21 protein-coding genes are annotated in these 21784 nt (G+C 71.3%); 9 read left to right on the top strand and 12 right to left on the bottom strand.

Annotation, left to right across the window (positions count from 1 at the left end; genetic code table 11):
- Positions 1-166: 166 nt before the first annotated feature.
- The 4 genes from glyS to FGX59_RS16095 all read right to left on the bottom strand — a co-directional run bounded on the left by glyS (position 167) and on the right by FGX59_RS16095 (position 4834).
- Positions 167-2245 (bottom strand): glycine--tRNA ligase subunit beta, encoded by a 2079-nt coding sequence (gene glyS, locus FGX59_RS16110; protein WP_138468107.1) that lies wholly within the window; start codon positions 2243-2245, stop codon positions 167-169.
- An 87-nt stretch (positions 2246-2332) separates the two neighbouring features.
- On the bottom strand, positions 2333-3550 hold the full coding sequence (gene gltS / locus FGX59_RS16105) for a sodium/glutamate symporter (protein WP_138468105.1): 1218 nt from the start codon (positions 3548-3550) through the stop codon (positions 2333-2335).
- A gap of 3 nt (positions 3551-3553) precedes the next feature.
- Positions 3554-4072 carry a DUF6446 family protein gene (locus tag FGX59_RS16100; protein ID WP_138468102.1) on the bottom strand — a complete coding sequence of 173 codons (519 nt, stop codon included), beginning with the start codon at positions 4070-4072 and terminating at the stop codon, positions 3554-3556.
- An 87-nt stretch (positions 4073-4159) separates the two neighbouring features.
- Complete coding sequence (locus tag FGX59_RS16095) at positions 4160-4834, bottom strand: DUF6639 family protein (protein ID WP_138468100.1); 675 nt, start codon at positions 4832-4834, stop codon at positions 4160-4162.
- A gap of 795 nt (positions 4835-5629) precedes the next feature.
- On the opposite strand from FGX59_RS16095, the gene FGX59_RS16090 reads away from it, so the two are divergent.
- The 3 genes from FGX59_RS16090 to FGX59_RS16080 all read left to right on the top strand — a co-directional run bounded on the left by FGX59_RS16090 (position 5630) and on the right by FGX59_RS16080 (position 9263).
- Entirely contained in the window at positions 5630-7810 is a 2181-nt protein-coding gene (locus FGX59_RS16090; protein ID WP_138468098.1) for a primosomal protein N', read from the top strand.
- Positions 7811-7962: 152 nt separating this feature from the next.
- Positions 7963-8607: a MarC family protein gene (locus FGX59_RS16085; RefSeq protein WP_138468096.1), complete on the top strand. Its 645-nt coding sequence runs from the start codon at positions 7963-7965 to the stop codon at positions 8605-8607.
- Positions 8604-9263, top strand: a complete 660-nt coding sequence (locus FGX59_RS16080; RefSeq protein ID WP_138468094.1) for a bifunctional 2-polyprenyl-6-hydroxyphenol methylase/3-demethylubiquinol 3-O-methyltransferase UbiG — start codon at positions 8604-8606, stop codon at positions 9261-9263. Before FGX59_RS16085 ends, FGX59_RS16080 begins: the two co-directional genes overlap by 4 nt.
- On the opposite strand, the gene FGX59_RS16075 is transcribed toward FGX59_RS16080, so the two are convergent.
- Together FGX59_RS16075 and FGX59_RS16070 are read right to left on the bottom strand one after the other, a co-directional pair.
- Positions 9251-10171 carry a glycine--tRNA ligase subunit alpha gene (locus tag FGX59_RS16075; protein WP_138468092.1) on the bottom strand — a complete coding sequence of 307 codons (921 nt, stop codon included), beginning with the start codon at positions 10169-10171 and terminating at the stop codon, positions 9251-9253. The genes FGX59_RS16080 and FGX59_RS16075 overlap by 13 nt on opposite strands.
- A 371-nt stretch (positions 10172-10542) precedes the next feature.
- Positions 10543-11394, bottom strand: coding sequence for a glycosyltransferase family 2 protein (locus FGX59_RS16070; protein WP_171060669.1), 852 nt, complete (start codon positions 11392-11394; stop codon positions 10543-10545).
- Between the two features lie 178 nt (positions 11395-11572).
- Here FGX59_RS16070 and FGX59_RS16065 point away from each other — a divergent pair, with 178 nt between their 5' ends.
- The 3 genes from FGX59_RS16065 (at position 11573) to FGX59_RS16055 (ending at position 14512) form a co-directional block, all read left to right on the top strand.
- A complete protein-coding gene (locus FGX59_RS16065; protein WP_171060668.1) occupies positions 11573-12583 on the top strand; it encodes an FUSC family protein in 1011 nt (336 codons plus the stop codon).
- Between the two features lie 53 nt (positions 12584-12636).
- Positions 12637-13635 carry a serine hydrolase gene (locus FGX59_RS16060; protein WP_138468086.1) on the top strand — a complete coding sequence of 333 codons (999 nt, stop codon included), beginning with the start codon at positions 12637-12639 and terminating at the stop codon, positions 13633-13635.
- Positions 13636-13702: 67 nt separating this feature from the next.
- Positions 13703-14512 carry a leucine-rich repeat domain-containing protein gene (locus tag FGX59_RS16055; protein ID WP_138468085.1) on the top strand — a complete coding sequence of 270 codons (810 nt, stop codon included), beginning with the start codon at positions 13703-13705 and terminating at the stop codon, positions 14510-14512.
- A gap of 201 nt (positions 14513-14713) precedes the next feature.
- Here FGX59_RS16055 and cobO read toward each other — a convergent pair whose 3' ends face one another.
- The 6 genes from cobO to FGX59_RS16025 all read right to left on the bottom strand — a co-directional run bounded on the left by cobO (position 14714) and on the right by FGX59_RS16025 (position 20058).
- Positions 14714-15319 carry a cob(I)yrinic acid a,c-diamide adenosyltransferase gene (gene cobO / locus FGX59_RS16050; protein WP_138468253.1) on the bottom strand — a complete coding sequence of 202 codons (606 nt, stop codon included), beginning with the start codon at positions 15317-15319 and terminating at the stop codon, positions 14714-14716.
- Between the two features lie 72 nt (positions 15320-15391).
- Complete coding sequence (locus FGX59_RS16045; protein WP_138468082.1) at positions 15392-16108, bottom strand: LrgB family protein; 717 nt, start codon at positions 16106-16108, stop codon at positions 15392-15394.
- A complete protein-coding gene (locus FGX59_RS16040; RefSeq protein ID WP_138468080.1) occupies positions 16105-16455 on the bottom strand; it encodes a CidA/LrgA family protein in 351 nt (116 codons plus the stop codon). The genes FGX59_RS16045 and FGX59_RS16040 overlap by 4 nt, the downstream gene beginning before the upstream one ends.
- Positions 16452-16850 carry a GFA family protein gene (locus FGX59_RS16035; protein ID WP_138468078.1) on the bottom strand — a complete coding sequence of 133 codons (399 nt, stop codon included), beginning with the start codon at positions 16848-16850 and terminating at the stop codon, positions 16452-16454. The genes FGX59_RS16040 and FGX59_RS16035 overlap by 4 nt, the downstream gene beginning before the upstream one ends.
- A 124-nt stretch (positions 16851-16974) precedes the next feature.
- Positions 16975-17259 (bottom strand): hypothetical protein, encoded by a 285-nt coding sequence (locus FGX59_RS16030; protein ID WP_138468076.1) that lies wholly within the window; start codon positions 17257-17259, stop codon positions 16975-16977.
- 30 nt (positions 17260-17289) lie between these two features.
- Positions 17290-20058, bottom strand: coding sequence for a glutamine-synthetase adenylyltransferase (locus FGX59_RS16025; protein ID WP_138468074.1), 2769 nt, complete (start codon positions 20056-20058; stop codon positions 17290-17292).
- Between the two features lie 42 nt (positions 20059-20100).
- Between FGX59_RS16025 and FGX59_RS16020 the strand changes: the two genes are divergently transcribed.
- From FGX59_RS16020 to FGX59_RS16010, 3 genes are all read left to right on the top strand, one after another.
- Positions 20101-20571 carry a YbaK/EbsC family protein gene (locus FGX59_RS16020; RefSeq protein WP_138468072.1) on the top strand — a complete coding sequence of 157 codons (471 nt, stop codon included), beginning with the start codon at positions 20101-20103 and terminating at the stop codon, positions 20569-20571.
- 130 nt (positions 20572-20701) lie between these two features.
- Positions 20702-21094, top strand: coding sequence for a DUF2852 domain-containing protein (locus tag FGX59_RS16015; RefSeq protein ID WP_138468070.1), 393 nt, complete (start codon positions 20702-20704; stop codon positions 21092-21094).
- 78 nt (positions 21095-21172) lie between these two features.
- A complete protein-coding gene (locus tag FGX59_RS16010) occupies positions 21173-21622 on the top strand; it encodes an RDD family protein (protein ID WP_138468068.1) in 450 nt (149 codons plus the stop codon).
- Positions 21623-21784 lie beyond the last annotated feature (162 nt).

Genomic DNA, 21784 nt, shown 5'->3' with positions numbered 1-21784 from the left:
CGTCCTCGCGGGCGAGGCTACACCGCAGCCGCGCCAAGGCCAAGCGCTGCCGCGCGGCACAGAGCAGGGCCGGACCCGGCAGCCCGGCACGCCCGGAGGCCGCGGCCGGTCGCGGTCCGGCCAGCACGCTCCCCCGCCGCAGCTGCCGGGGCGGCCGGCCGGGAGCTCAGAGCTCCGGCACCGCCCGTTCGCCGGCGAGCTTCGAGAGGTCGGCGGCGCGGCTGCAGGTCGTGCGGATGACATGCAGGAGGTTCAGCCGGTTGCGGCGGATCACCTGGTTGTCGCTGTTGACCTGGACGGCCTCGAAGAACGCGTCGACCGGGGCGCGCAGGGCGGCCATGCCCCGCATGGCAGCCGCGAAATCCTCGGCCTCGATGGCCGAGGAGATCGCTCCCCCCTGGCTCTCGAGCGCCGCGAAGAGCGCGCGCTCCTCGCCGGTTTCCGCAAGCTTCGCATCGGGACCGAAGGAGTATTCCACCCCGTCCGCTTCTTCCGCCTGGGCCAGGATGTTGTTCGCCCGCTTGAAGCCCTGCACCAGGTTGCCGCCATCGGCCGTCTTCAGGAACGCCTCCAGCGCCTCCGCCCGCTTCACCAGGAGCGCCAGGTCGTCATTCCCCGGCATCGCCAGGCAGGCATCGATCACGTCATGCGGGATGCCCTTGTCGCGCAGGTAGACCTTCAGCCGGTCATGGAAGAAGCCCATCAGGTCGGCCGCATCCGCCCCCGGATAGCCCTTGGCGAAGACCTCCGAGAGATTGCAGCGCACCCCGTTCTCCAGCACCAGCCGGATCACGCCGAGCGCGGCGCGGCGCAGCGCGAACGGGTCCTTCGAGCCGGTGGGCTTCTCGTCGATTGCCCAGAAGCCGGTCAGCGTGTCGATCTTGTCGGCCAGCGCCACCGCCACCGAGAGCGGCGCGGAGGGCACGTCGTCCGAGGGTCCCAGCGGCTGGTAATGCGCCTCGGCCACCGCCGCGACCTCGGCGGGCTGACCCGCGGCCTCGGCATAGTAGCGGCCCATCACCCCCTGCAGCTCGGGGAATTCGTAGACCATCTCCGAGCTCAGATCGGCCTTGGCGAGCCGTGCCGCGGTCTCGGCGCGGCCGGGATCGGCCCCGACCAGCGGCGCGATCTCGCGCGCCAGCGCCGCGATCCGGCCGATCCGCTCCGCCTGGGAGCCCAGCTTGTTGTGGAAGGTCACGTGGCTGAGCGACTCGAGCCAGTCGCCCATCCCCGCCTTCGCCACCCGCAGGTCGTTCTCCCAGAAGAATTTCGCGTCCGACAGCCGCGCCGACAGGACCTTCTGGTTGCCGCGCAGGATCTCGGCGCCCTGGTCGCGGGTCTCGCGGTTCGCGACGGTGACAAAGCGCACGATCTTGCCGCTCTTCGGATCCTTCACCGAGAAGAACTTCTGGTGCTCCTTCATCGAGGTCTTCAGCACTTCGGGCGGCAGGCCGAGAAACGCCTCGCCGATCTCGCCCATCAGCACCACCGGCCATTCGACCAGCCCCGAAACCTCGATCAGGAGACCCGGATCCTCGACCGCCTCCAGCCCGCAGGCAAAGGCCTGGTTGGTGGCATCGGCCCAGATATGCGAAGCGCGGTCATCGGCGTCGAGCACGACATTGCGGCGGCTCAGTCCCGCGGCATAGTCCTCGAAGCTCGTGACCTTGAAGCGCCCGGGCGCCATGAAGCGGTGGCCCTCGGTGGTGTCGCCCGACGCGATGCCCCCGACCTCCAGCGGCACGATCTCGCTGCCGGCCTCGTCATGGAGGATGCACAGGATCGAGTGCAGCGGCCGCACCCAGCGCAGCTCGCCCGCGCCCCAGCGCATGGATTTCGGCCAGGGGAACTTGTGGATGGCATCGGCCAGCACTTCGGCGACGATCTCCGCGGCCTTGCGGCCGGGCTTCTCGAAGGAGGCGAAATAGACCTGGCCCTTCTTGTCGTCGCGGATCTCGAGCTGGTCAAGCGTCAGCCCGGTCGAGCGCAGGAAGCCCTCGATCGCCTTCTCCGGCGCGCCGACCTTGGGCCCCTTGCGCTCCTCGGTCAGCGCCGGGCTTTCCGCCAGCAGCCCCTGCACGGTCAGCGCCAGGCGGCGCGGCGTGGCGAAGGCGCCCGCCCCCGCATAGGTCAGCCCGGCCTCGACCAGGCCGTTCGTCACCAGCTTCTTCAGATCCTCGCCCGCCTTGGTCTGCATCCGGGCCGGAATTTCTTCGGAAAAGAGTTCGATCAGCAGGTCGGGCATCGGACAGGTCTCGGCAAGTGGCTACGGTCCTGCGCGCGATACCAGCCGCGCGAGGGGAATGGCAAGCCGCCAGGTGCGCGCGGCGGCTCAGAAGCCGAGCGCGACCTTGATGATCAGCGCATTGGCGATGTCGACGAAGAAGGCCGAGACCAGCGGCAGCACGATGAAGGCCAAGGGCGACGGCCCGTAGCGCTGGGTCACCGCCGTCATGTTGGCAATCGCCGTCGGCGTCGCGCCCAGCGTCACCCCGGTGAAGCCCGAGGCGACGACCGCCGCGAAATAGTCCCGCCCCATCGCGCGGAACACGACCAGCAGGATGAAGGCGGTCGCGGCCACGGATTGCAGCACGATCGCCAGCGCCAGCGGGCCGGCATGGGCGGCCAGCGTCCACAGCTCCATCGACATCAGCGACATCGACAGGAAGACCGAGAGGCTGAATTCCTGGATCAGCCCCATCGCCGGGGTGCCCGCGGGCCACTCGACCTTCGGCAGAATGCGCGGCACCGCGTTCGACACGACGATGCCGGTCAGCAGGCAGGGCACGAAAAGCGGCAGGCGCACGCCGAGCTCGGACAGCGCCTCGTGGACCGCCGCGCCGATCGCCACGCAGATGTTGATCCACAGGATCGAGCGCATGAAATCGCCATTGGTGACGCGGCCCGGGATGTGGCCCTCCTCCGAGACCGCCGCGGCGGCGAAGGATTCGGGATCCTCGTCGGGGACCGCCAGCTTGTGGCGGCTGATCAGGAAGCGCGCGATCGGCCCGCCGAGCAGGCTCGCCGAGATCAGGCCCAGCGTCGCCATGGCGATGCCGAGCTCGGCCGAGCCCGGCACGCCGTAGGTGTCCTGCACCACCGGTCCCCAGGCGATGGCCGTGCCGTGCCCGCCGATCAGCGCCGCAGTGCCCAGCATCACCCCTGCCTGGCTCGGCAGGCCGAAGGCCAGCGCCGAGGCGATGCCGATCCCCGCCTGCACCACCATGTAGCCCACCGTCAGCACCAGCATCAGCGCCAGCACCGGCCCGCCCTTGATCAGGTCGGACAGACGTGCCGAGAGCCCCACCGTGGTGAAGAAATAGACCAGCAGGAAATCGCGCGCGCCGAGATCCCAGGACACCTCGCGGCCGGTGAGCGCCACCACGCCCCAGGCCAGGAAAGCCGCCAGCAGCCCGCCCGAGACCGGCTCGGGGATCGAATAGGCGCGCAGGAACGGGATCGCGGCGGTCAGCTTCACGCCGCTGAAATAGACGACGATGGCGATGGTGAAGGCGGCAAAGCCGCCGATCGTGATGGGATCGGGCGTCATGTCCTAGTCCTCGGGGGGCGGCGGGCAGCCTTCCGGGGCGGGTTCCCCGTCGAAGACCTTCTCGCCGCAGCGGTTGATCTGCTGCCAGGCATAGCCGTGGCCGTCCTCGGTGACCGCGACGACGCGGTCGATCCCGTAGCGGATGTTCTCCTCGCCAAGGAAGGCGATGGCGCGGCCTTCTTCCAGCGCGGCGCCGATGGCGGCGGCGTCGAAGCAGCCGAACCAGCCCGGCGCGACCAGCGGCTCGGCGGCCTCGTCGATGCGGTAGGTCTCGCTGAGCGTGGCGAGCGAGACCGGCGTCTCGAAGCAGGCCCGGAAGCGGATCGGAGAAGAGGTCGCGTCGATCGCCTCGATGCCGGTCGCCGGAATGGCCTCGGGCGTGCCGTCGAGCCGGGTCAGCCGCATCTCGAGGCTCTCCGCTGGCACGCGGTCGTAATAGTAGTAGACCTGCAGGTAGTACATCGCCGCCCCTGCCACGGCGGCCACGGCCACGATCATTCCCGCGATCCACTTTCCCTGCATCCGGCCCTCCTGCCCTCACCCCCTGATACCGCTCCGGGCGGCGACGGACAAAGACCAAAGGGCCGCAGGTCAAGGCGCGGCCCGGCTTCAGCGGCGGCGCTGGAAAGAGAAGCGCCCTGCCAGGATGTCACGCACCGCGCCGCAGCCATGGGCTGCGAAATGCCGCCAGGCGGCGGCGGCGAAGCGGCGCGGCGCGAAACGGGACCAGGACAGGGTGATCTCGCCGCCCGGACCCGCCGCGGCGAGGAATGCCGCGCGCTCGTCCGGGCCGAGGGCAGCCAGCTCCAGCGCGTCGGCGATGTATTCCTCGTCCACCTGGTGCAGGGCGGCGCCGCCGGGCCGCTGGGCGATCAGCGCGTGGACCAGTTCATGCGCCAGCAGCGAGCGGAAGGCCGCCTGCACCGGCAGGGCTGCATAGGCATCGCCGGGCGGCAGATGGCCGGCAAGCAGGTCCGGCGCCAGGATGCGGATGCGGCCGAGAGTGCAGTCATAGCTCGCCAGGCAGCGGTCCCGCCCCGCCGCCAAGCTGTCGGCGGTTTCGATCTCCACCGGCGCGGAAAGGTCCATGCCGCAGGTCTCCAGGGAGTCGCCCGCTGCCATGGCGGCCGCACAGACCGCGCCATGCGACTGGCCCTCTTCCGCGAGGAAGGCAGGATCGGCACAGGTCTCGAAACCATCCGCCGCTGCCGCCGCGCCCGGCAGGATCGTGGCTGCGGCCAACGCGGCCCCGGCGATCTGCTTCCTTCTCCGTTCCCCCCGCATCGGCCCTCCTGCCGCACCGGTCATCGGCAAGGGTAGCGCGCGCAACCCTGAATTGCACGCCGCGCCGCTATCCTTTCATTGGGCCGCCCGCCGGAAACGGCCATCCCGGCATGCCTGCGCGGCAGGAAAGGCCGCGGCCGGGCAAATGGACCCCATGCCGCGGTCAGCCATAACATCGGCCCTTGCCCGGAGTCCCGGCCCAGGCAGACCCGAAAACTGGCGGCCGGTCGCGCGCCGCACGATCAACCGCGCCAATTCAGTCCCGGCGCGGCCGCGGACGGGGCAGCGACAGCGGCCAGGCCCGCCACGGGTCTCGTGGCACGTGCGGCCGATGAAGCCGCCGCGACCATGGATCGCGGAGGCTGCAAGACCGCCGAGACCGGCGAATCCGGCAAGATCAACCGTCCGAGCGGCCCGAGCGGAGCGGAACGGCGACTGGCCGCATGGTCCGGATTTGCCGGGACAATGGCGTGCCGTCCGCGTGAAGGCACCGGAAATCAGGAGAAGTCGCTCGCCTCTTCAAGGTCCCTGCGGGAGCAGTCCTCGCCTGCCTGCCCGGTCTCATCGCCCGGACGCCCCGAACTGCAACGATCGGCGCGGCCGTCCGGCGCCGCATGCGCGCGTCCTTCAGGACGCTTTTTTCGGACGCCAGCGGGCAGAAGCGGCGGCAGAAGCCCGGCATGCCCGCGCCGGGACCGTCGCGCAGCGACGATGCCGGCGGTCCTGCGCTCTTGCCCTCGCCCCGCATCCTCCGCTACGGCTCGGGCCTGACATCCCCGACCGGCAGGATCCCCCTTGTTCCCCGCAGGCGCGCGCATTTCCGTCCTTACCACCCAGCCGCTCGACCGGCTGCTCGACTACCGCGCGCCGGAGGGCGGCTGCCGGATGGGCGATTTCCTCGAGGTTCCGCTGGGCCCGCGCAAGATCCTGGGCGTGGTCTGGGGCGAGGGCGGCGGCGATTTCGACGAGGCCAAGCTGCGCGCCGCCTACCGCGTGCTCGACGTGCCGCCGATGCGCGAGGAGATGCAGGAGTTCCTGATCCGCGCCGCCGACTACACGCTGACCCCCTGGCCCGCCATGCTGCGGCTCGCCGCCCGCGCGCCGGGGCTGTCGGACCCGCCTTCGATGAAGACGCTCTATGTCCGCGGCCGCGAGGAGCCGTCGCGGATGACCGAGGCGCGCGCCCGGGTGCTCGACGCGCTCGAGGCCTTCGGCGGCCAGCCGGTGACGCTGAAGGAGCTTGCCGACGAGGCCGGGGTGACCTCCTCGGTGGTCAAGGGGCTGGTCGGCCAGGGTGCCGTGGCCGAGATCGAGGCGCCGCGCGACACGCCCTATCCCGGTCTCGACCCGCATCTGCCCGGCAAGGAGCTGACCGGCGACCAGCACGCCGCGGCCGAGGCGCTGGCCGGGGCGATCCGCGAGGGGCGCTACGGCACGACGATGCTCAAGGGCGTCACCGGCTCGGGCAAGACCGAGGTCTATCTCGAAGCCGTCGCCGCCTGCCTGGCCGCCGGACGCCAGGCGCTGGTGCTGCTGCCCGAGATCGCGCTGACCGCGGAATTCCTGACCCGGGTGGAGAAGCGCTTTGGCGCGAAGCCCGCCGAATGGCATCACGGCGTGACCATGACCGAGCGCCGCCGCTGCTGGCGGATGGTCGCCCAGGGCGGCGCGCAGATGGTGATCGGCGCACGCTCGGCGCTGTTCCTGCCCTTCCGCGACCTCGGACTGATCGTCGTCGACGAGGAGCACGACACCTCCTACAAGCAGGAGGACGGGGTGCTCTACAATGCCCGCGACATGGCTGTGCTGCGAGCGTCGCTGTGTTCGGCGCAGGTGGTGCTGGCCTCGGCGACGCCCTCGCTGGAGACCTGGGTCAATGCCGAGCAGGGCAAGTACCGCCGCCTCGACCTGGCCTCGCGCTTCGGCGCCTCGGTCCTGCCCGAGATGCGCGCCATCGACCTGCGCCGCGAGGATCTGCCGCGCAACCGCTGGATCTCGCCCAGCCTCGAGCGCGCCGCGCGCGAGCGGCTGGAGAAGAACGAGCAGGTGCTCTTCTTCCTCAACCGCCGCGGCTATGCGCCGGTCACCGTCTGCCGTGCCTGCGGCGAGCAGGTCGGCTGCCCGCATTGCGACGCGCGGCTGGTCGAGCACCGCTTCCAGAAGCGGCTGGTCTGCCACCAATGCGGCCATTCCGAGCCGGTCCCCGAGGCCTGCCCGAAATGCGGCGCCGAGGACCGGCTCGCGCCGATCGGGCCGGGGGTGGAGCGGCTGGCCGAGGAGGCGCAGGCGCTCTTCCCCGAGGCGCGTCTGGCGGTGCTGTCCTCCGACCTCTTCGGCACCGCGCGCGAGCTGAAGGCGCGGATCGAGGAGATCGCCCGCGGCGATGCCGAGATCATCATCGGCACGCAGCTCGTCGCCAAGGGGCACAACTTCCCCAACCTGACGCTGGTGGGCGTGGTCGATGCCGATCTGGGGCTGCGCGGATCGGATCTGCGCGCGGCCGAGCGGACCTTCCAGCAGATGCGCCAGGTGGCCGGGCGCGCGGGCCGCGCCGAGAAGCCGGGACTGGCGCTCCTGCAGAGCGCCGAGCCCGAGCATCCGGTGATCGCCTCGATCCTCTCGGGCGACGAGGAGGCCTTCTGGCGGGCCGAGGCGGAGGCGCGGCGGATGCTCTCCATGCCGCCCTATGGCCGGATGGCGGGGATCATCCTCAGCTCGCCCGACGTGGCGCAGGTCTTCGAATTCGGCCAGGCGCTGGCGCGCGCCGCCGGCCCCCTGAAGGCGATCGGCGCCGATGTCTACGGACCGGCCCCGGCGCCGATCGCGCGGATCCGCGGCCGCCACCGGGTGCGGCTGCTGGTCAAGGCCGGGAAGACCGCGCCGCTGCAGCAGGGGCTGCGCAACTGGCTCGGGCAGCTGCGCCCGCCGAACAACCTGCGCCTGGCCGTCGATATCGACCCGCAGAGCTTCTTCTGACGCCGCCGTGACACGCCGGGGGCCCGTCGACGCAATGCGCCGGGGCCGCACTTGCCGGGCCTTTCCGCGCGCGGCGCAGAGGGCGATTGACCCGGACCCTCCGGCTCCGCAGGAATGGACCCAGAGGCTTTGCAGCGGCGAGAGACGGATCCTTGGACCACATTTCGGCAATCAAGTTCTTCGGCGCGCTCTTCGCCATCATGAACCCCTTCGTGAACCTGCCGGTCTTCCTCGGCCTGACAGACGGGTTCTCGCGCAAGCTGCGCCGCTCCATCGCGCTCCGGCTGGGGCTCTACTCGGCGGTGATGTGCGCCGCCACGGCGCTGGCCGGCGCGCCGATCCTGAAGCTCTTCGGCATCTCGGTCGACGATTTCCGCGTCGCGGGCGGGCTGGTGCTCCTGCTGATCGCGCTCAACATGCTGCATGGCGAGGAGAGCAGCACCCATCACGGCAGCGAGGACGAGCAGGACAATTACGACCGGGCGGGCGCGCTGGCCTTCTATCCGCTGACCTTCCCGATCATCGTCGGCCCCGGCACGATCACCACGCTGATCGTCTTCTCGGGGCAGATCCGCGGGACCACGGATGCGGTCCTCTATGCCGGGGTGCTGGCGGGGGTGCTGGCGCTGCTGACCGGGGTGCTGCTCTTCGCCGGGCCGCTGGGCGCGCTGCTCGGCCAGACCGCGCGGGCGATCATGTCCCGGCTGATGGGCATGATCCTGGCGGCGATCGCGGTCGACATGATCGCCACCGGGCTGCGCACGCTGCTGCCGGGGCTGGCCGGGGCGGTCTCGTGAGGGAGCCGCAGAAATTCTGGAACCGGCTCGCCCCGCGCTATGCCAGGATGCCGGTGCGCGACCAGGACGCCTACCGCGAGAAGCTGCGCCGCACGCGGATGCATCTGGGGCCGCAGGCAAGCGTGCTGGAGGCCGGCTGCGGCACCGGCTCGACCGCGCTGGCGCTGGCGGACGCGGCGGGGCATGTGCTGGCGACGGATTTCTCCGGGAAGATGATCGCCATCGCCGAGAAGAAGCGCCGGGAGGCCGGAGCCGCCAATGTCGAGTTCCGCACCGCCTGGTGGGACGAGCTCTCGGGCAGCTACGACGCGGTGCTGGCGATGAACGTCTTCCATGTGCTGCCCCATGCCGAACCGGCGGTGGGGCATCTGGCCTCGCTGGTGAAGCCCGGCGGCGTGCTCGTCAGCTCGACCACCTGCGTGGCGGACAATTCCGTCTTCGCCCGCCGCCTGGCGCCGGTCTTCGCGGCGGTTGGCGTCTTTCCGCAGATCAGCATCTTCTCCCGCGCGCAGTACGAGGCGATGCTCGCCCGCGCGGGACTGGAGATCATCGACAGCTGGCATCCGCGCCGCCTGGCCGCCTGGTTCGACGTGGCAAGGAAGCCCCTGCCCCCCGGCCAGCCTGCGGATCAGCCGGCCCCGGATCAGCCGGCGTAGCCGCCCGCCTCGGTCTGCACGAAGGCGTCGGCGCACATCTTGGCCAGCGCGCGGACCCGGCCGATATAGGCCTGCCGCTCGGTCACCGAGATCACGCCGCGCGCGTCGAGCAGGTTGAAGAGATGGCTGGCCTTGATGCACTGGTCATAGGCGGGATGCGCCATGACGATGCGCTTGCCGGTCTTGGGATCGTCGTAGGGGGCGGCCAGGATCGCCTGGCACTCGGCCTCGGCATCCTCGAAATGCTGCAGCAGCTTCCCGGTATCCGCCTGGTCGAAGTTGAAGCGGCTGTACTCGCCCTCGGTCTGGCGGAAGACATCGCCATAGGTCAGCGGCTGCGGCGACTGCGGATCGTTGAACGGCATGTCCATGACGTGGTCGATGTTCAGCACGTACATCGCCAGCCGCTCGAGCCCGTAGGTCAGCTCGCCCGAGACCGGCTTGCAGTCATGGCCGCCGACCTGCTGGAAATAGGTGAACTGGCTGACTTCCATCCCGTCGCACCAGACCTCCCAGCCGAGCCCCCAGGCGCCCAGCGTCGGGCTTTCCCAGTCGTCCTCGACGAAGCGGATGTCGTGCAGGTCCATCTCGATGCCGATCGCCTCGAGGCTGCCGAGATACAGCTCCTGCAGGTTCGCGGGCGAGGGCTTAATCAGCACCTGGTACTGGTAGTAGTGCTGCAGCCGGTTCGGGTTCTCGCCATAGCGCCCGTCCGTCGGCCGCCGCGAGGGCTGCACATAGGCCGCCGCCCAGGCTTTCGAGCCGAGCGCGCGCAGCGTGGTTGCCGGATGGAAGGTGCCCGCGCCGACCTCCATGTCATAGGGCTGCAGCACGGCGCAGCCCTGCCGGGCCCAATAGGCCTGGAGGCGCATCAGGATGTCCTGGAAGCAGGTGGGGCGGTCGGTCATGGCGGGGCCTCGTTGCTGATTGCGTGCGGTGTAGGCAAAGGGCCCGAAAGGGTCAATGCCGCAGCGCCCGCGCGCCCCGGCTCGCCAGCCGGCCGGGGCCGGCGCAGCCCGCGGGCGAGCTGCGCCCCGTGCAGCCCTTGCGCGGGAAGAGCGCGGTCGGCACGTTGCCGGGCCGGGCGCCGTGTCCGGGCGCATCACCGCGGGCGGCTCGAACTCCGGCTGCTCGCGCATCGCCCGGTCGAGACGCGGCCGGCTGCCCATGCGGTCCAGCAGCGCCGCCCGCTCCGCCTCGAAGCGCGGCCGCATCCAGCCCGGCACCGGACCGGCCTCGCCGTTCAGGTCGAGGCGGCAGGCATCGTGGATGCTGCGCGTCAGCGCCGGGATGCCGACAAGGCCCCGCTTCCGCTTCGTCTGCACGGATTCGCCCCGGGACCGCACCGTGTCGTGGTTGATGCGGAAGGGCGCCCGGAAGGCGCGCTCGCCGATCCCCCTGCGTCGGGCCGAGCGGCTGCCGATCGGCGCCGGCATGGCGGAAACCGGGCCCGAGATGCACGTGATGCGGTGTCGGCAGGCTGCCGCCGAAGGCTTCGGACCGCAGGATCCTTGATGCCGGTCCGCGCCTCCGCGCCCTCGCAGAGCGGCCTGCGGCAGGGCCCGGGGCCGGGCCCGGCGGCCAGATGCCCCGAGGAGCCGCAGACCGCCCGGGTGAACGAGACCGAGCCGATATCGGGCGCCACCTTGCCCGGGAGCCGCCGCAGGTCCTCGCCGGGCCCCGCGGGCAGCAGGAACTCGTCGGCATCGAGAAAGGCGATCCAGCCGAGCCCGGTCAGCTCTGTCGGCCGCGCGGCCCGGGCATAGGCCCCGAGCTGCGGGATCTCGTGGAAGCGGGCCGGCATGGCGAAACGGCGCAGCACGCGCCGGCGCCCGAGCTGCGCTAGTAGGCCCGAGGTGCGGTCGCTGTCGGCGATGATGAAACCGGTGACGCCGGGCGCCCGGTGCCAGGCAAGCCAGCCGGTCAGATACCCGGCCTCGTCCTTCACGATGCCGAAGAGAGCCAGCCGCAAGCTTTGCTGCAGGCAATGGTTCAGCGCCGCAGCCGGGCGCTTTGCCCGGCGCCGGCAGTGTCCCGGCCGCACGAAAGCGGCAGCTCGCCGACGCTGCGCGCCCGCCAGCGGGTCCGGCCGGCCGAGACCAGGTGCCCGCCGCAACGGAAACAGACCCATCACCTTCCGTTGATCGCGCTTACGCTCGCCGCGCTCCCGCGCTAGAGCCTCCCCGCCTGATGCCGGCATGCCTCGCACCGGCCGGCCCGCGCGATTCCGGCGCGAAAGACGGGGCCGGATGCCCTAGGCTGGTCCCGACACGCTCTCGCAGGCGGATAATTCGAACCGGAGTATGCCCGTGACCAGTCCCGCCCCCGCGCCGCGGCCGCTCGTCCCCGACGTGCCGCGTGCCGCCCAGCTCTTCATCGCCGCCTTCGGCGCGCTCTCGCTCGCCCATGCGCTGGGGCTGACCAACCCGTTCTGGGCCGCCATGCCGGTCTGGGTCGTCTTCCAGCCCTGGCGCGAGGACATCCTGATCCGCGGCGGGCTGCGCTTCCTCGGCACGGCGATCGGCGCGGGCATCGGCTATGGCGCGCTGTCGCTGACCCAGAACCCGCTCCTGCTGGCGGCGGCGCTCGCCCTTACCGCCTTCGCGGGCGTCGCCCTCGCCTACTGGATCGGCTCGATCTACAGCTACGGCGCGATGATGGCGGCGATGACCTGCGCGGTGGTGATGCTGCCTGCGCTCGCGGGGACGGCCGATCCGCTCGACCTGGCGCTCGACCGCGCCTGGTGCACGCTGATCGGCGTCGCCGCGGTGACGCTGGCCACGGTGGCCTTCACCCCGCCGCGCGAGACCCCGCATCCCTTCCGCTTCGAGCACCACACCGCCGGGATCGCGCTGCGCCGCGGGGCGGTGGCCGGGCTCTGCGCCGCGGCCGGCATCTCGCTGGTCCTCGCCACCGGCAGCGTCATCGCCATGGCCGCCGCGCTGTCGCTGTGCATCTTCTCGGCGGTGATGGGCAGCATGTCCGATCCCGCGCCGATGCTGAAGAACCTGCTGCCCGGCGCCGCGCTCGGGGTGTTCGCGGGGATCGCCTGGCGCTTCGGCGGCGACGCGATGGGGCTCGCGCCCGAGGGCATGCTGCTCCTGGCCGGGGCCTTCATCGCCATCGGCGCGCTGATCCGCGCCACGCCGCGGATCGCGCCGCTGGGGCTCGACGGCAACATGTGCTTCCTGCTCTCGGCCGAGGTCGGCACCGCCGGGCACGGCCATGCGCTGCATCTGCAGACCGCCGCCGCGCTGCTGGCCGGGGCGGGCTGCATCGTCGCGCTCTACCGGCTGCTGCGCGCCCGCGCGCTGGTCTGAGCTCACCCTCTCGTGACTGGCGCCGCGGCCGCCCGCGCGGGCAGGATGGCGCCATGCACCACAGCCGCCGCGCCCTCCTCGCCCTGCCCGCCCTGATCGCCGCCACCCGCCTTGCCGCCCAGTCGCGCTGGGACAGCGTCGCCGACGCCGCGGCCGGACTGGGCCAGCTCCATTGCGTGATGATCGCGCAGAACGGGCAGACCGTCCTGTCCCGCCGGGTCCGCGGCCCGTCGATGGAGAGCCCGGCCAATGTCAAATCCGTGTCGAAGACGCTTCTCGCCACGCTCGCGGGAACGGCCGTCGACCGCGGCGAGATCCCCGGGCTCGGCGCCACGCTGGGCGAGCTCGCCCCCGGGCTCGTGCCCGCAGGCGCCGATCCCCGCGTCGCCGGGCTGACGGTCGAGAACCTGCTGAGCCTGCAGGCCGGGCTGGAGCGCACCTCGGGCGGCAATTACGGCGCCTGGGTCTCCTCCTCCGACTGGGTGGCCGACGCGCTCTCGCGGCCCTTCGTGGCCCAGCCGGGCGCGCGGATGCTCTATTCCACCGGCACGACCCATGTGATGGGCGCGGTGCTGGCCGAGGTCACCGGGCAGAGCCTGCTGGAGCTCGCCCGCGACCGGCTCGGCGATCCGCTGGACATGCCCTTCGCCCCCTGGGTGGCCGATCCGCAGGGCTACTACCTGGGCGGCAACGACATGGCGACCACCCCCGCCGGGCTCCTGCGCTTCGCCGAGATGATCCGCCAGGGCGGCAGCCTCGAGGGCCGCCGCGTGGTCTCGTCCGGCTGGATCGACGAAAGCCTGCGCCCGCGCACCCGCTCGCCCTATTCCGGGCTCGATTACGGGCTCGGCTGGTTCCTCGGCCGGTCCCGGGGCACGCGGATCGCGCTGGCCCGCGGCTATGGCGGGCAGATCGCGGCCATCGTCCCGGACCTGTCGCTTTCGGTGGTGATCCTCTCGGACCCGACCCGCCCGGCGCGCAGCGAGGGCTATTTCGGCGATCTGATGGCGCTGCTGACAGACCGGATCCTGCCCGCGGCCCGCGCCGCCTGACGCCGCGCTTGACCCTGGCCGCGGCGGGCGGCAGGGTCCGCCAGCCCTGCCAGACGGAAGACCCGCCATGCCCGACCCCGCCGAGACCGCCCGCGCCGAAGCACTGGCCCGCATCAGGACCGCCGAGGCCAGCGGCGCGGCCGAGCTCAGCCTCTACGGGCTCAAGGCGCTCGACCGGCTGCCTGCCGAGATCGCCGGGCTCTCCGCCCTGCGCTCGCTCGACCTGGGCGAGACCGGGATCGCCGATATCGCGCCGCTGGCGGCGCTGCCCGGTCTGCAGATCGTCCAGCTCGTCGGCACCCCGGCGCTGCGGCAGATCCAGGATCTGGAGCCGCTGATGGATGCCCGCGACCTGCGGCTCTTCTTCGAAGCGCATCCGCCCATGCCTGAAACCGTGCCCGAAGCGCCCGGCCCCTTCGCCATCCGCGGCATCGCTCCCCGGCTGGAAACCACGCAGATCGCCGAATGGGACATCGCCCTGACGGGCCTCGGCGCGGCGCAGCTCGACCGGATCGGCCGCGCGCTGCTCGCCGGCAGCTTCGCCGGCGCCGCGCGGCTCCATCCCGGCCTGCCGGTCTTCCTGCGGCGGTTCGAGGGGGTCGACCTCCTCTTCCTCGCCAGCCGCGCGGAACCGCAGGTGCTGGCACTGACCCTCGGCGGGCTCGCCCGGCCCGGCCTCGACGCAGCCGAACTCGCCGCGCTCATCGACGGCCCTGCCACCGCGCTCGGCCGCAGCGGCGCCGCCGCACCGGACGCCCCCGCCGCCGAGCTGCCGGACAGCCCCGCCGCCTATGCCGCGATGACCGAAAGCGGCCGCAACCACGCGCGGATCAACGCACTGGCCCAGATCGCCGCCGCCGCGGAACCGTCCGCCTGACGGCATGCGCGCCCTCTCTCCGGAGCCGCCGTCTCTGGGGACGGAAAGCCGCGGGCGCGGGGACGGGTCAAGGGGCCCGCAGGGCCCGCGCAGCGGCCTGCCCTTGACCCGTCCCCGGGGCTGCGGCAGGCCGGATCAGCGTCGTCGGCTGCGGAGGGAGGGCCCTCTCTCTGGTGAGCCCGAGCCCCCTTCCCTATTGGTTCAGAACTCCACCCCGGCCTGCGCCTTGATGCCTGCGCGGAAGGGATGCTTGACCAGCTCCATCTCGGTCACCAGATCGGCCGCCTCGATCAGCGGCTCCTTGGCGTTGCGCCCGGTCAGCACGACATGCACCATCTCGGGCTTGTTCGCCGCCAGCCAGGCCACGACCTCCTCGACATCGACATAGTCGTAGCGCAGCGCGATGTTGATCTCGTCCAGGAGCACCATGCGCATGCCCGGGCGCAGGATCAGCTCCTTGGCCTTCGCCCAGGCGGCCTGGGCCATCTCCATGTCGCGGGTGCGGTCCTGGGTCTCCCAGGTGAAGCCCTCGCCCATCGTGTGGAATTCGCACAGATCGGAGAAATGCTGCGTGATCAGCGTCCGCTCGCCGGTCTCCATGCCGCCCTTGATGAACTGGACGACGGCACAGGGCATGCCATGGGCGATCGAGCGGAAGATCATGCCGAAGGCGGCGGAGGACTTGCCCTTGCCCTTGCCGGTATGGACGATGACCAGACCCTTCTCCTCGGTCTTGGTCGCCATGATCTTGTCGCGGCTGGCCTTCTTCTTGGCCATCTTCTCGGCATGGCGGGCGGGATCGGTGATGGTCACGGGCGGGCTCCTTCCTCGGCTCGGTGCCCGAGATAAGCCCGCCCGGCGCCCGCGCGCAACCCTCGCTCAGAACAGGAGATGCGCCACCGCCGGCGCGAGCAGCGCGGTCAGCAGCGCATTGAGCCCCATGCCGATCCCGGCAAAGGCGCCGGCCGTGTCATTGACCTGGAAGGCCCGCGCCGTGCCGATCCCGTGCGCCGCCACGCCGGTGGCGAAGCCGCGCGCGCGCCAGTCCGAGACCCCCATCGCGTTGAAAAGCGGCGTCACCACCACGGCGCCGATGATGCCGGTCAGTATCACCATGGCCGCGGTCAGTGCCGGGATGCCGCCGATCGTCTCGGCCACGCCCAGCGCCACCGGAGAGGTGGCGGATTTCGGCAGGAGCGAGACCAGAACCTCGCCGCGCACGCCGCAGAGCCAGCCGATCCCCACCGCCGAGAGCATGGCCACGAGCGAGCCGACGACCAGCGCGGCCGTCATCGGCACCAGGGCCGAGCGCAGGTGCCGCAGATTGGCGAAAAGCGGCACGGCAAGCGCCACGGTGGCCGGGCCAAGCAGGAAATGGACGAATTGCGCGCCCTGGAAATAGGTCTCGTAATCGGTGCCGGTGGCCACCAGCGCGACCGAGATCAGGAGGACCGCGACCAGCACCGGATTGACCCAGGGGCTGCGGCGGGCGCGGACGAAGAGGAAATCGCCGATCCCGTAGGCGACCAGCGTGACCGTGAGCCACAGCAGAGGCCCCTGCTGCAGGTAGATCCAGAGGCGGGTGAAATCGCTCATCTGCGGTCCCCCATCACGCGGGCCACGCCGCGGAAGGTCGCCACCCCGGCGGCCAGCGCCAGCACGGTCGAGCCGAGGAGCGCCGCCAGCAGGCCGAAGCCGTATTGCGCCACCTTGTCGAGCTGCGAGACGATGCCCACGCCTGCGGGCACGAAGAGCAGCGACAGGTTGCCGAGGATCACATGCGCCGTCGGCGCCACCGTCTCGGGCACCCGGCGGTGCCCGGCCATCAGGACCAGGAGCAGCACCATGCCGATCACCGGACCCGGCACCGGCAGGCCGAGGACGCGCGACACCGCCTCCCCGGCCAGCTGGCAGCCGAGCAGGATCGAGAGCGGCCAGATCATTCCCCGTCCCTCCGGTAGACCGGCAGAGAGGGCGCGTCGAAGGCCCAGGAGAGATGCTCTTCGGGGTGGAAGTTCATCTCGGGGACGACGGCCTCCGGATCGTCGAGCAGCGCCGCGTAGAAATGCATCTCGCCGGGGCTGTCGACCTCGTTGGCATAGGCCGCGGGCGCGCCGCAGCCGGCGCAGAACCAGCGCGTGCGGCCGGGGCCGCTCTCATAGCGGACGGGCGGCGCGCCGGTCCAGCGCCACTGGCCCTGCTCCACCCCGATGAAGGTGGTGAAGGCCGAGGCGGTCTGGCGGCGGCAGCTCTCGCAATGGCAGTGGCCGACGAAGAGGAAGGGCGGATCGAGTTCGAAACGGGTCCGGTTGCACAGGCAATGTCCGGTCAGGGTCATGGGCGGAACCTCCTGCCGCCAGAGGACGCCTGCCGCACCGGAAGTTCAAGGGGCTGCATCGCCCGCGCGGGACCTGCGCAGAGCGGATCTGCGCGGGGCGCAGGGCTCGGCCCGGCAGCGGCGCTCAGGCGGCCGTGCTGGTGGCGCGGCGCGCCCTGCGGCGTCGCGGCGCCGGGGCGGTGGCCAGGTTTTCGGCCAGGATGCGGGTCATCGGATGGTCGGGCGCGTCGCGGCCGTGGCGTTCGATCAGCGCTCGCAGCGCCAGGCAGGGCTCCACCCCCTCGGGGATGGAGAGCGACCAGTCGAGGAAGATGATCCGGCATTCCGGGACCGCGATGCCCGCCATGTGGTAGGCGTCGCGGATAAGGCCTTCGGGATCGGGGTCGGCAGGAAGCTCACGAGTCGGCATGGGCTCAAGCTAGCAATCTGCGACAACCTGTCAATCCGGACAGGAATGGACAACACTGTCCACAATCCTGGCCGATTGAGCCAGGGCCTCGGCGATCCGCGCCTCCAGCGAGCTGATGTCGGGCATGCCGGTATCGCGCAGCAGCATGTCCCGCCCGCCCTGGCCCAGATGCGCCGGATCGGGACGCCCGCCGGTCAGCAGACGTCCGGCCTGCTTGAGCACCGCGAAGAAGCGCAGATGGCCGATCAGCTCGCCCGCGAAGCCCGAGGTCAGCCCGCCCGAGCGCAGCTGCGCCTCGGGATCGCGCGCGGTGCAGCCCGAGATCAGCGCGCAGGCCTGGGCCAGCAGCTCGATGTCCTGGCGGCCGCCGGGACCGTTCTCGGTATCCCAGGGCCCCTTGCGCGGCTTGCCGGTGCGCAGCCGCTCGCGCATTTCCCGGAGATCGGCCATCACTTTGGACGGATCGCAGCCGCCGGTGATGATCGCGCAGCGGAAGGCCTCGATATCCGCGGCCAGCTCCGGCGCCCCGGCGATCACCCGCGCCCGGGTCAGCGCCAGATGCTCCCAGGTCCAGGCCTCGGTCTCCTGGTAGCTGCGGAAGGCGCTCCAGCCGGTGGCGACCGGCCCCTGCCGCCCCGAGGGGCGCAGCCGCATGTCGACCTCGTAGAGCGTGCCCTCGGACATCTGCGCCGAGAGCGCGGTGACGAAGGCCTTGGTCAGCCGCGCATAGTAGGTCCGCGCATCGAGCGGGCGGCGCCCGTCGGAAACCGCCTCCCCGGGGGCGTCGTAGATCACGATCAGGTCGAGATCCGAGGTGGTGGCGAGGTTCCGCGCCCCGAGCGAGCCCATGCCGACCACCGCCGCGCCGCGCCCGGGCACAGAGCCGTGCTTCTCGGCGAATTGCGCCACCACGATCGGGCTGAGCACCTCGAGCACCGCCTCGGCCAGGTCGCTGTACTGCCCCGCCGCCTCATGGGCATCGACCAGCCCGCGCAGCAGGTGCACGCCGATGCGGAAGCGCCATTCCTTGTGCCAGCGGCGGGTGGCGTCGAGCTTCTGCTCGTAATCCTCGGCATCGTGGTCCAGCGCCTCGGACAGCTCGGCCGCCAGCGCCCCGCGTCCCGGCCAGGGCGCGAAGAAGCTGCCGCCGATCACCGCGTCGAGCACCTGCGGATGGCGCGACAGGTACTCTGCCAGCATCGGCGAGGAGGAGGCGATGTCGACCATCAGGTCGATAAGGTGCGGATTGGCCTCGAAAAGCGAGAAGACCTGCACCCCGGCGGGCAGCCGCGACAGGAAGCGCTCGAACTGCAGCAGCGCCTCCTCGGGCTTCGCCGCCCGGTCGAAGCGCGACAGCAGATCGGGCAGCAGCCGCGCCAGGATCGCCCGCGCCCGGTCCGAGCGCAGCGCCGCGAAGCCGTGCCAGCGCGCGGTGATCTCGGCCGCCTGCGGATGCTCCGCCCTGGGCTGGGCGGGCTTCTGCAGCATCAGCGGCGCGGTCAGCTCCTGCACCCGGGCGAAGGTCCCGCGCATCTGCGCCTGCAGCGCCGCCGCATCCGGCGCGCCGAGGAAATCCGCCATCCGCGCCCAGCCGTCGGCATCCTTGGGCAGCGCATGGGTCTGTGCGTCCTGCACCATCTGGGCGCGGTGCTCCCAGCTGCGCAGCAGCGCGTAGTGCCCGGTCAGCTCCTCCGCCTCCGCCGGCGGGATCCAGCCGCCCGCGGCCAGCCGCGCCAGCCCCTCGCAGGTGCCGCGCACCCGCAGCGACGGATCGCGCCCGCCGGCGATCATCTGCCGGGTCTGGGTGAAGAACTCGATCTCGCGGATGCCGCCCGGCCCCAGCTTCAGGTTGCGCCCGTCGAGCCGCGTGTCGTCCCAGGTGTTCTTCTGGGCGCGGATCTTGGCCTGCATGTCCTGGGTCTCCTCGATCGTGGCGAAATCGAGATGGCGGCGCCAGATGAAGGGGCGGATCTCCTTGAGGAAGCGGCGGCCCGCGGCGATGTCCCCCGAGGAGGGCCGCGCCTTGATGAAGGCCGCCCTTTCCCAGGTGCGCCCGAGGCTCTCGTAATAGCGCTCGGCGGCCGAGATCGACATGGCGACCGGCGTCGCCGAAGGGTCCGGGCGCAGCCGCAGGTCGGTGCGGAAGACATAGCCGTCGCCGGTGATGTCCGACAGCAGCGCCATCGCCTTGCGCACCGCGCGGACGAAATGCATCCGCGCCTCGCCCAGATCCGCCCCCTCGAAGCGGTCGTCGTCGAAGAGCACAATCAGGTCGATATCGGAGGAGTAGTTAAGCTCGCGCGCGCCGGTCTTGCCCATCGACAGCACGGTCAGCCCGGCGCAGGTCGCCAGGTCGTCCTCGCCCTGGCCCGGGATCTTGCCCGCCCGCAGCACCGGCGCCAGCACCGATTGCAGCGCCACGTCCACGGCCCGGTCCGACAGCCGCGTCAGCGCGCCGGTCACTTCGGCGAGGCTCCAGACCCCGCCGCAATCGGCCAGCGCCGCCAGCAGCGCGATCCGCCGCTTGGCGCGGCGCAGATCGGCCGCGGCCTCCTTCACCGGTCCGGGCTGCAGCTGCGCCAGCTCGGCGGCCAGGCTTTCGGCCGGGTCCTGCGCCAGCGCCGCCTCCAGCCACTCGGCCTCGCGCAGCATCAGCCCGGCCAGATAGGGGCTGCACCCGGCCACGCCCTCCAGCAGATTGCGTGCCGCGCCCGGATCGGGCAGCTTGGCCAGCGTATCGGCCGCGCGCCCGGGCTCGTGCGGCCGCGGGTGCTGTCGGATCAGGTCGGTCAGGGTCATCACGGTCCTCCGGCTGCCGGGAATCATCGGAAGGAGTAGCAGGTGAGCCGGAGTTTGAAACGGGTCAAGGCAGCGCTGGCCGCCGCCGGGGTGGAGGCGGGGATCCTCGAGGTCGACGATCGCGCCCGCACCGCCCAGGGCGCTGCGGAGGTCGTGGGATGCAGCCTGGACCAGATCGCCAAGTCGATCCTCTTCCGCGGAGAGGAGAGCGGCGAGGTCGTGCTCTTCGTCACCGCGGGCGGCAACCAGGTCTCGGCCGGGAAGGCCGGGCAGCTCGCCGGAGAGCCGCTGGGCAAGGCGGATGCCGCGCTGATCCGCGCGCGGACGGGCTTTGCCATCGGCGGGGTCTCGCCGGTCGGCCATCTCGCCCCGCCCAGGACCTTCTGGGATCCGCGGCTCTCGGACTTCGCCGAGGTCTGGGCCGCCGCCGGGACGCCGCGCCACCTCTTCGGCATCGCCCCTGCCCTGCTGCAGCGCATCAGCGGCGCGACACCGGCGGAATTCACGCTCTAGAACCTGCGGAAGACGGGCGCGGGCGGGAATGTGAAAAACTTTCACATCGCCTCTTGAAGGAAGTTAAGCGGCTTCACATCTAGGCAATGTGAAAGGACTTCACATGCAACTCGAACCAACGGAGACCCCGATGAGCACTGTCGCTTCCTGGCCCGGCCAGGCAGAACAATGGCTTGACCAGCGCGGCAAGGGCGCCTGGATCGCAGCCATGGTTCTCGGTTTCATCTTCTTCTGGCCTGTCGGCCTCGCCCTTCTCGCCTACATGATCTGGAGCAAACGCATGTTTTCCGGCTGCAAGCACGCCCGCAACAAGATGACCCACGCCAAGCACGCCTTCCGCAGCTCGGGCAACACCGCCTTCGACGCCTACAAGGCCGAGACGCTGCGCCGCCTCGAGGAAGAGCAGGAGGCCTTCCAGGACTTCCTCCGCCGCCTGCGCGAGGCCAAGGACAAGACCGAATTCGACCAGTTCATGGAAGACCGCGCGCGCCGCGCCGCGTCCCCCGAACCGGCCACCGAATAACCGACGCGAAGGCGGCCCGGCGCTCCGGGCCGCCTCCCCCTGCCACGAGACCGAAGAACGGAGACCGAAAGACACCCGATGGAGCGAAATCCTTACTGGGGCCTGCCCGACCCTGACACGGGCCATGCATTCTATGACGGCGTGACCCGGCGGCGGTTCCTGGCCTGGATCGTGGACATGGTCCTGACGGTGGGTCTGGTGCTGCTGGCGATCCCGCTGACGGCCTTCACCGGCCTCTTCTTCCTGCCGCTCCTGTGGCTCGCGGTCAGCTTCGCCTACCGCACGCTGACCATCGCCAGTTCCGGCGCGACCTGGGGCATGCATTTCGCCGGGATCGAGCTGCGCAACCAGGACGGCTCGCGCCCCGACGGGCTGATCGCGGCGCTGCATACCGGCGCCTACCTGGCGATGACCATGGTCTTTCCGGCGCAGCTGATCTCGATCGTGGTGATGCTGGCCAGCAATCGCGGCCAGGGCCTGCACGACCTGGTGCTCGGCACCGCGATGATCAACAAGTCGCAGATCTGACGCCCCGGCCATGCTGCAGCGCGGCGCCGCAAAACCCGGCACTTGCCGCAGCTTCGGGCAGGCGGCCGGGCGCCCGGCCGCCGGGCACGGGCCGCGCTTGCATCCGTCCCGCCGAACGGGCAGTCTCCGGGCGAGACCCCCCGCTGGTTGTTAGCAAAGCGT

Source organism: Poseidonocella sp. HB161398 (assembly GCF_005870025.1).
Classification (GTDB): Bacteria; Pseudomonadota; Alphaproteobacteria; order Rhodobacterales; family Rhodobacteraceae; genus Mangrovicoccus.
This window is presented reverse-complemented; position numbering and strand designations above follow the sequence as displayed.

Coding starts and splice junctions, on each gene's coding strand:
- glyS (WP_138468107.1), bottom strand. CDS start 2,245: ATGCCCGACCTGCTGATCGAACTCTTTTCCGAAGAAATTCCGGCCCGG.
- gltS (WP_138468105.1), bottom strand. CDS start 3,550: ATGACGCCCGATCCCATCACGATCGGCGGCTTTGCCGCCTTCACCATC.
- FGX59_RS16100 (WP_138468102.1), bottom strand. CDS start 4,072: ATGCAGGGAAAGTGGATCGCGGGAATGATCGTGGCCGTGGCCGCCGTG.
- FGX59_RS16095 (WP_138468100.1), bottom strand. CDS start 4,834: ATGCGGGGGGAACGGAGAAGGAAGCAGATCGCCGGGGCCGCGTTGGCC.
- FGX59_RS16075 (WP_138468092.1), bottom strand. CDS start 10,171: ATGACCGACCGCCCCACCTGCTTCCAGGACATCCTGATGCGCCTCCAG.
- FGX59_RS16070 (WP_171060669.1), bottom strand. CDS start 11,394: ATGGGTCTGTTTCCGTTGCGGCGGGCACCTGGTCTCGGCCGGCCGGAC.
- FGX59_RS16060 (WP_138468086.1), top strand. CDS start 12,637: ATGCACCACAGCCGCCGCGCCCTCCTCGCCCTGCCCGCCCTGATCGCC.
- FGX59_RS16055 (WP_138468085.1), top strand. CDS start 13,703: ATGCCCGACCCCGCCGAGACCGCCCGCGCCGAAGCACTGGCCCGCATC.
- FGX59_RS16045 (WP_138468082.1), bottom strand. CDS start 16,108: ATGAGCGATTTCACCCGCCTCTGGATCTACCTGCAGCAGGGGCCTCTG.
- FGX59_RS16040 (WP_138468080.1), bottom strand. CDS start 16,455: ATGATCTGGCCGCTCTCGATCCTGCTCGGCTGCCAGCTGGCCGGGGAG.
- FGX59_RS16035 (WP_138468078.1), bottom strand. CDS start 16,850: ATGACCCTGACCGGACATTGCCTGTGCAACCGGACCCGTTTCGAACTC.
- FGX59_RS16030 (WP_138468076.1), bottom strand. CDS start 17,259: ATGCCGACTCGTGAGCTTCCTGCCGACCCCGATCCCGAAGGCCTTATC.
- FGX59_RS16025 (WP_138468074.1), bottom strand. CDS start 20,058: ATGACCCTGACCGACCTGATCCGACAGCACCCGCGGCCGCACGAGCCC.
- FGX59_RS16015 (WP_138468070.1), top strand. CDS start 20,702: ATGAGCACTGTCGCTTCCTGGCCCGGCCAGGCAGAACAATGGCTTGAC.
- FGX59_RS16010 (WP_138468068.1), top strand. CDS start 21,173: ATGGAGCGAAATCCTTACTGGGGCCTGCCCGACCCTGACACGGGCCAT.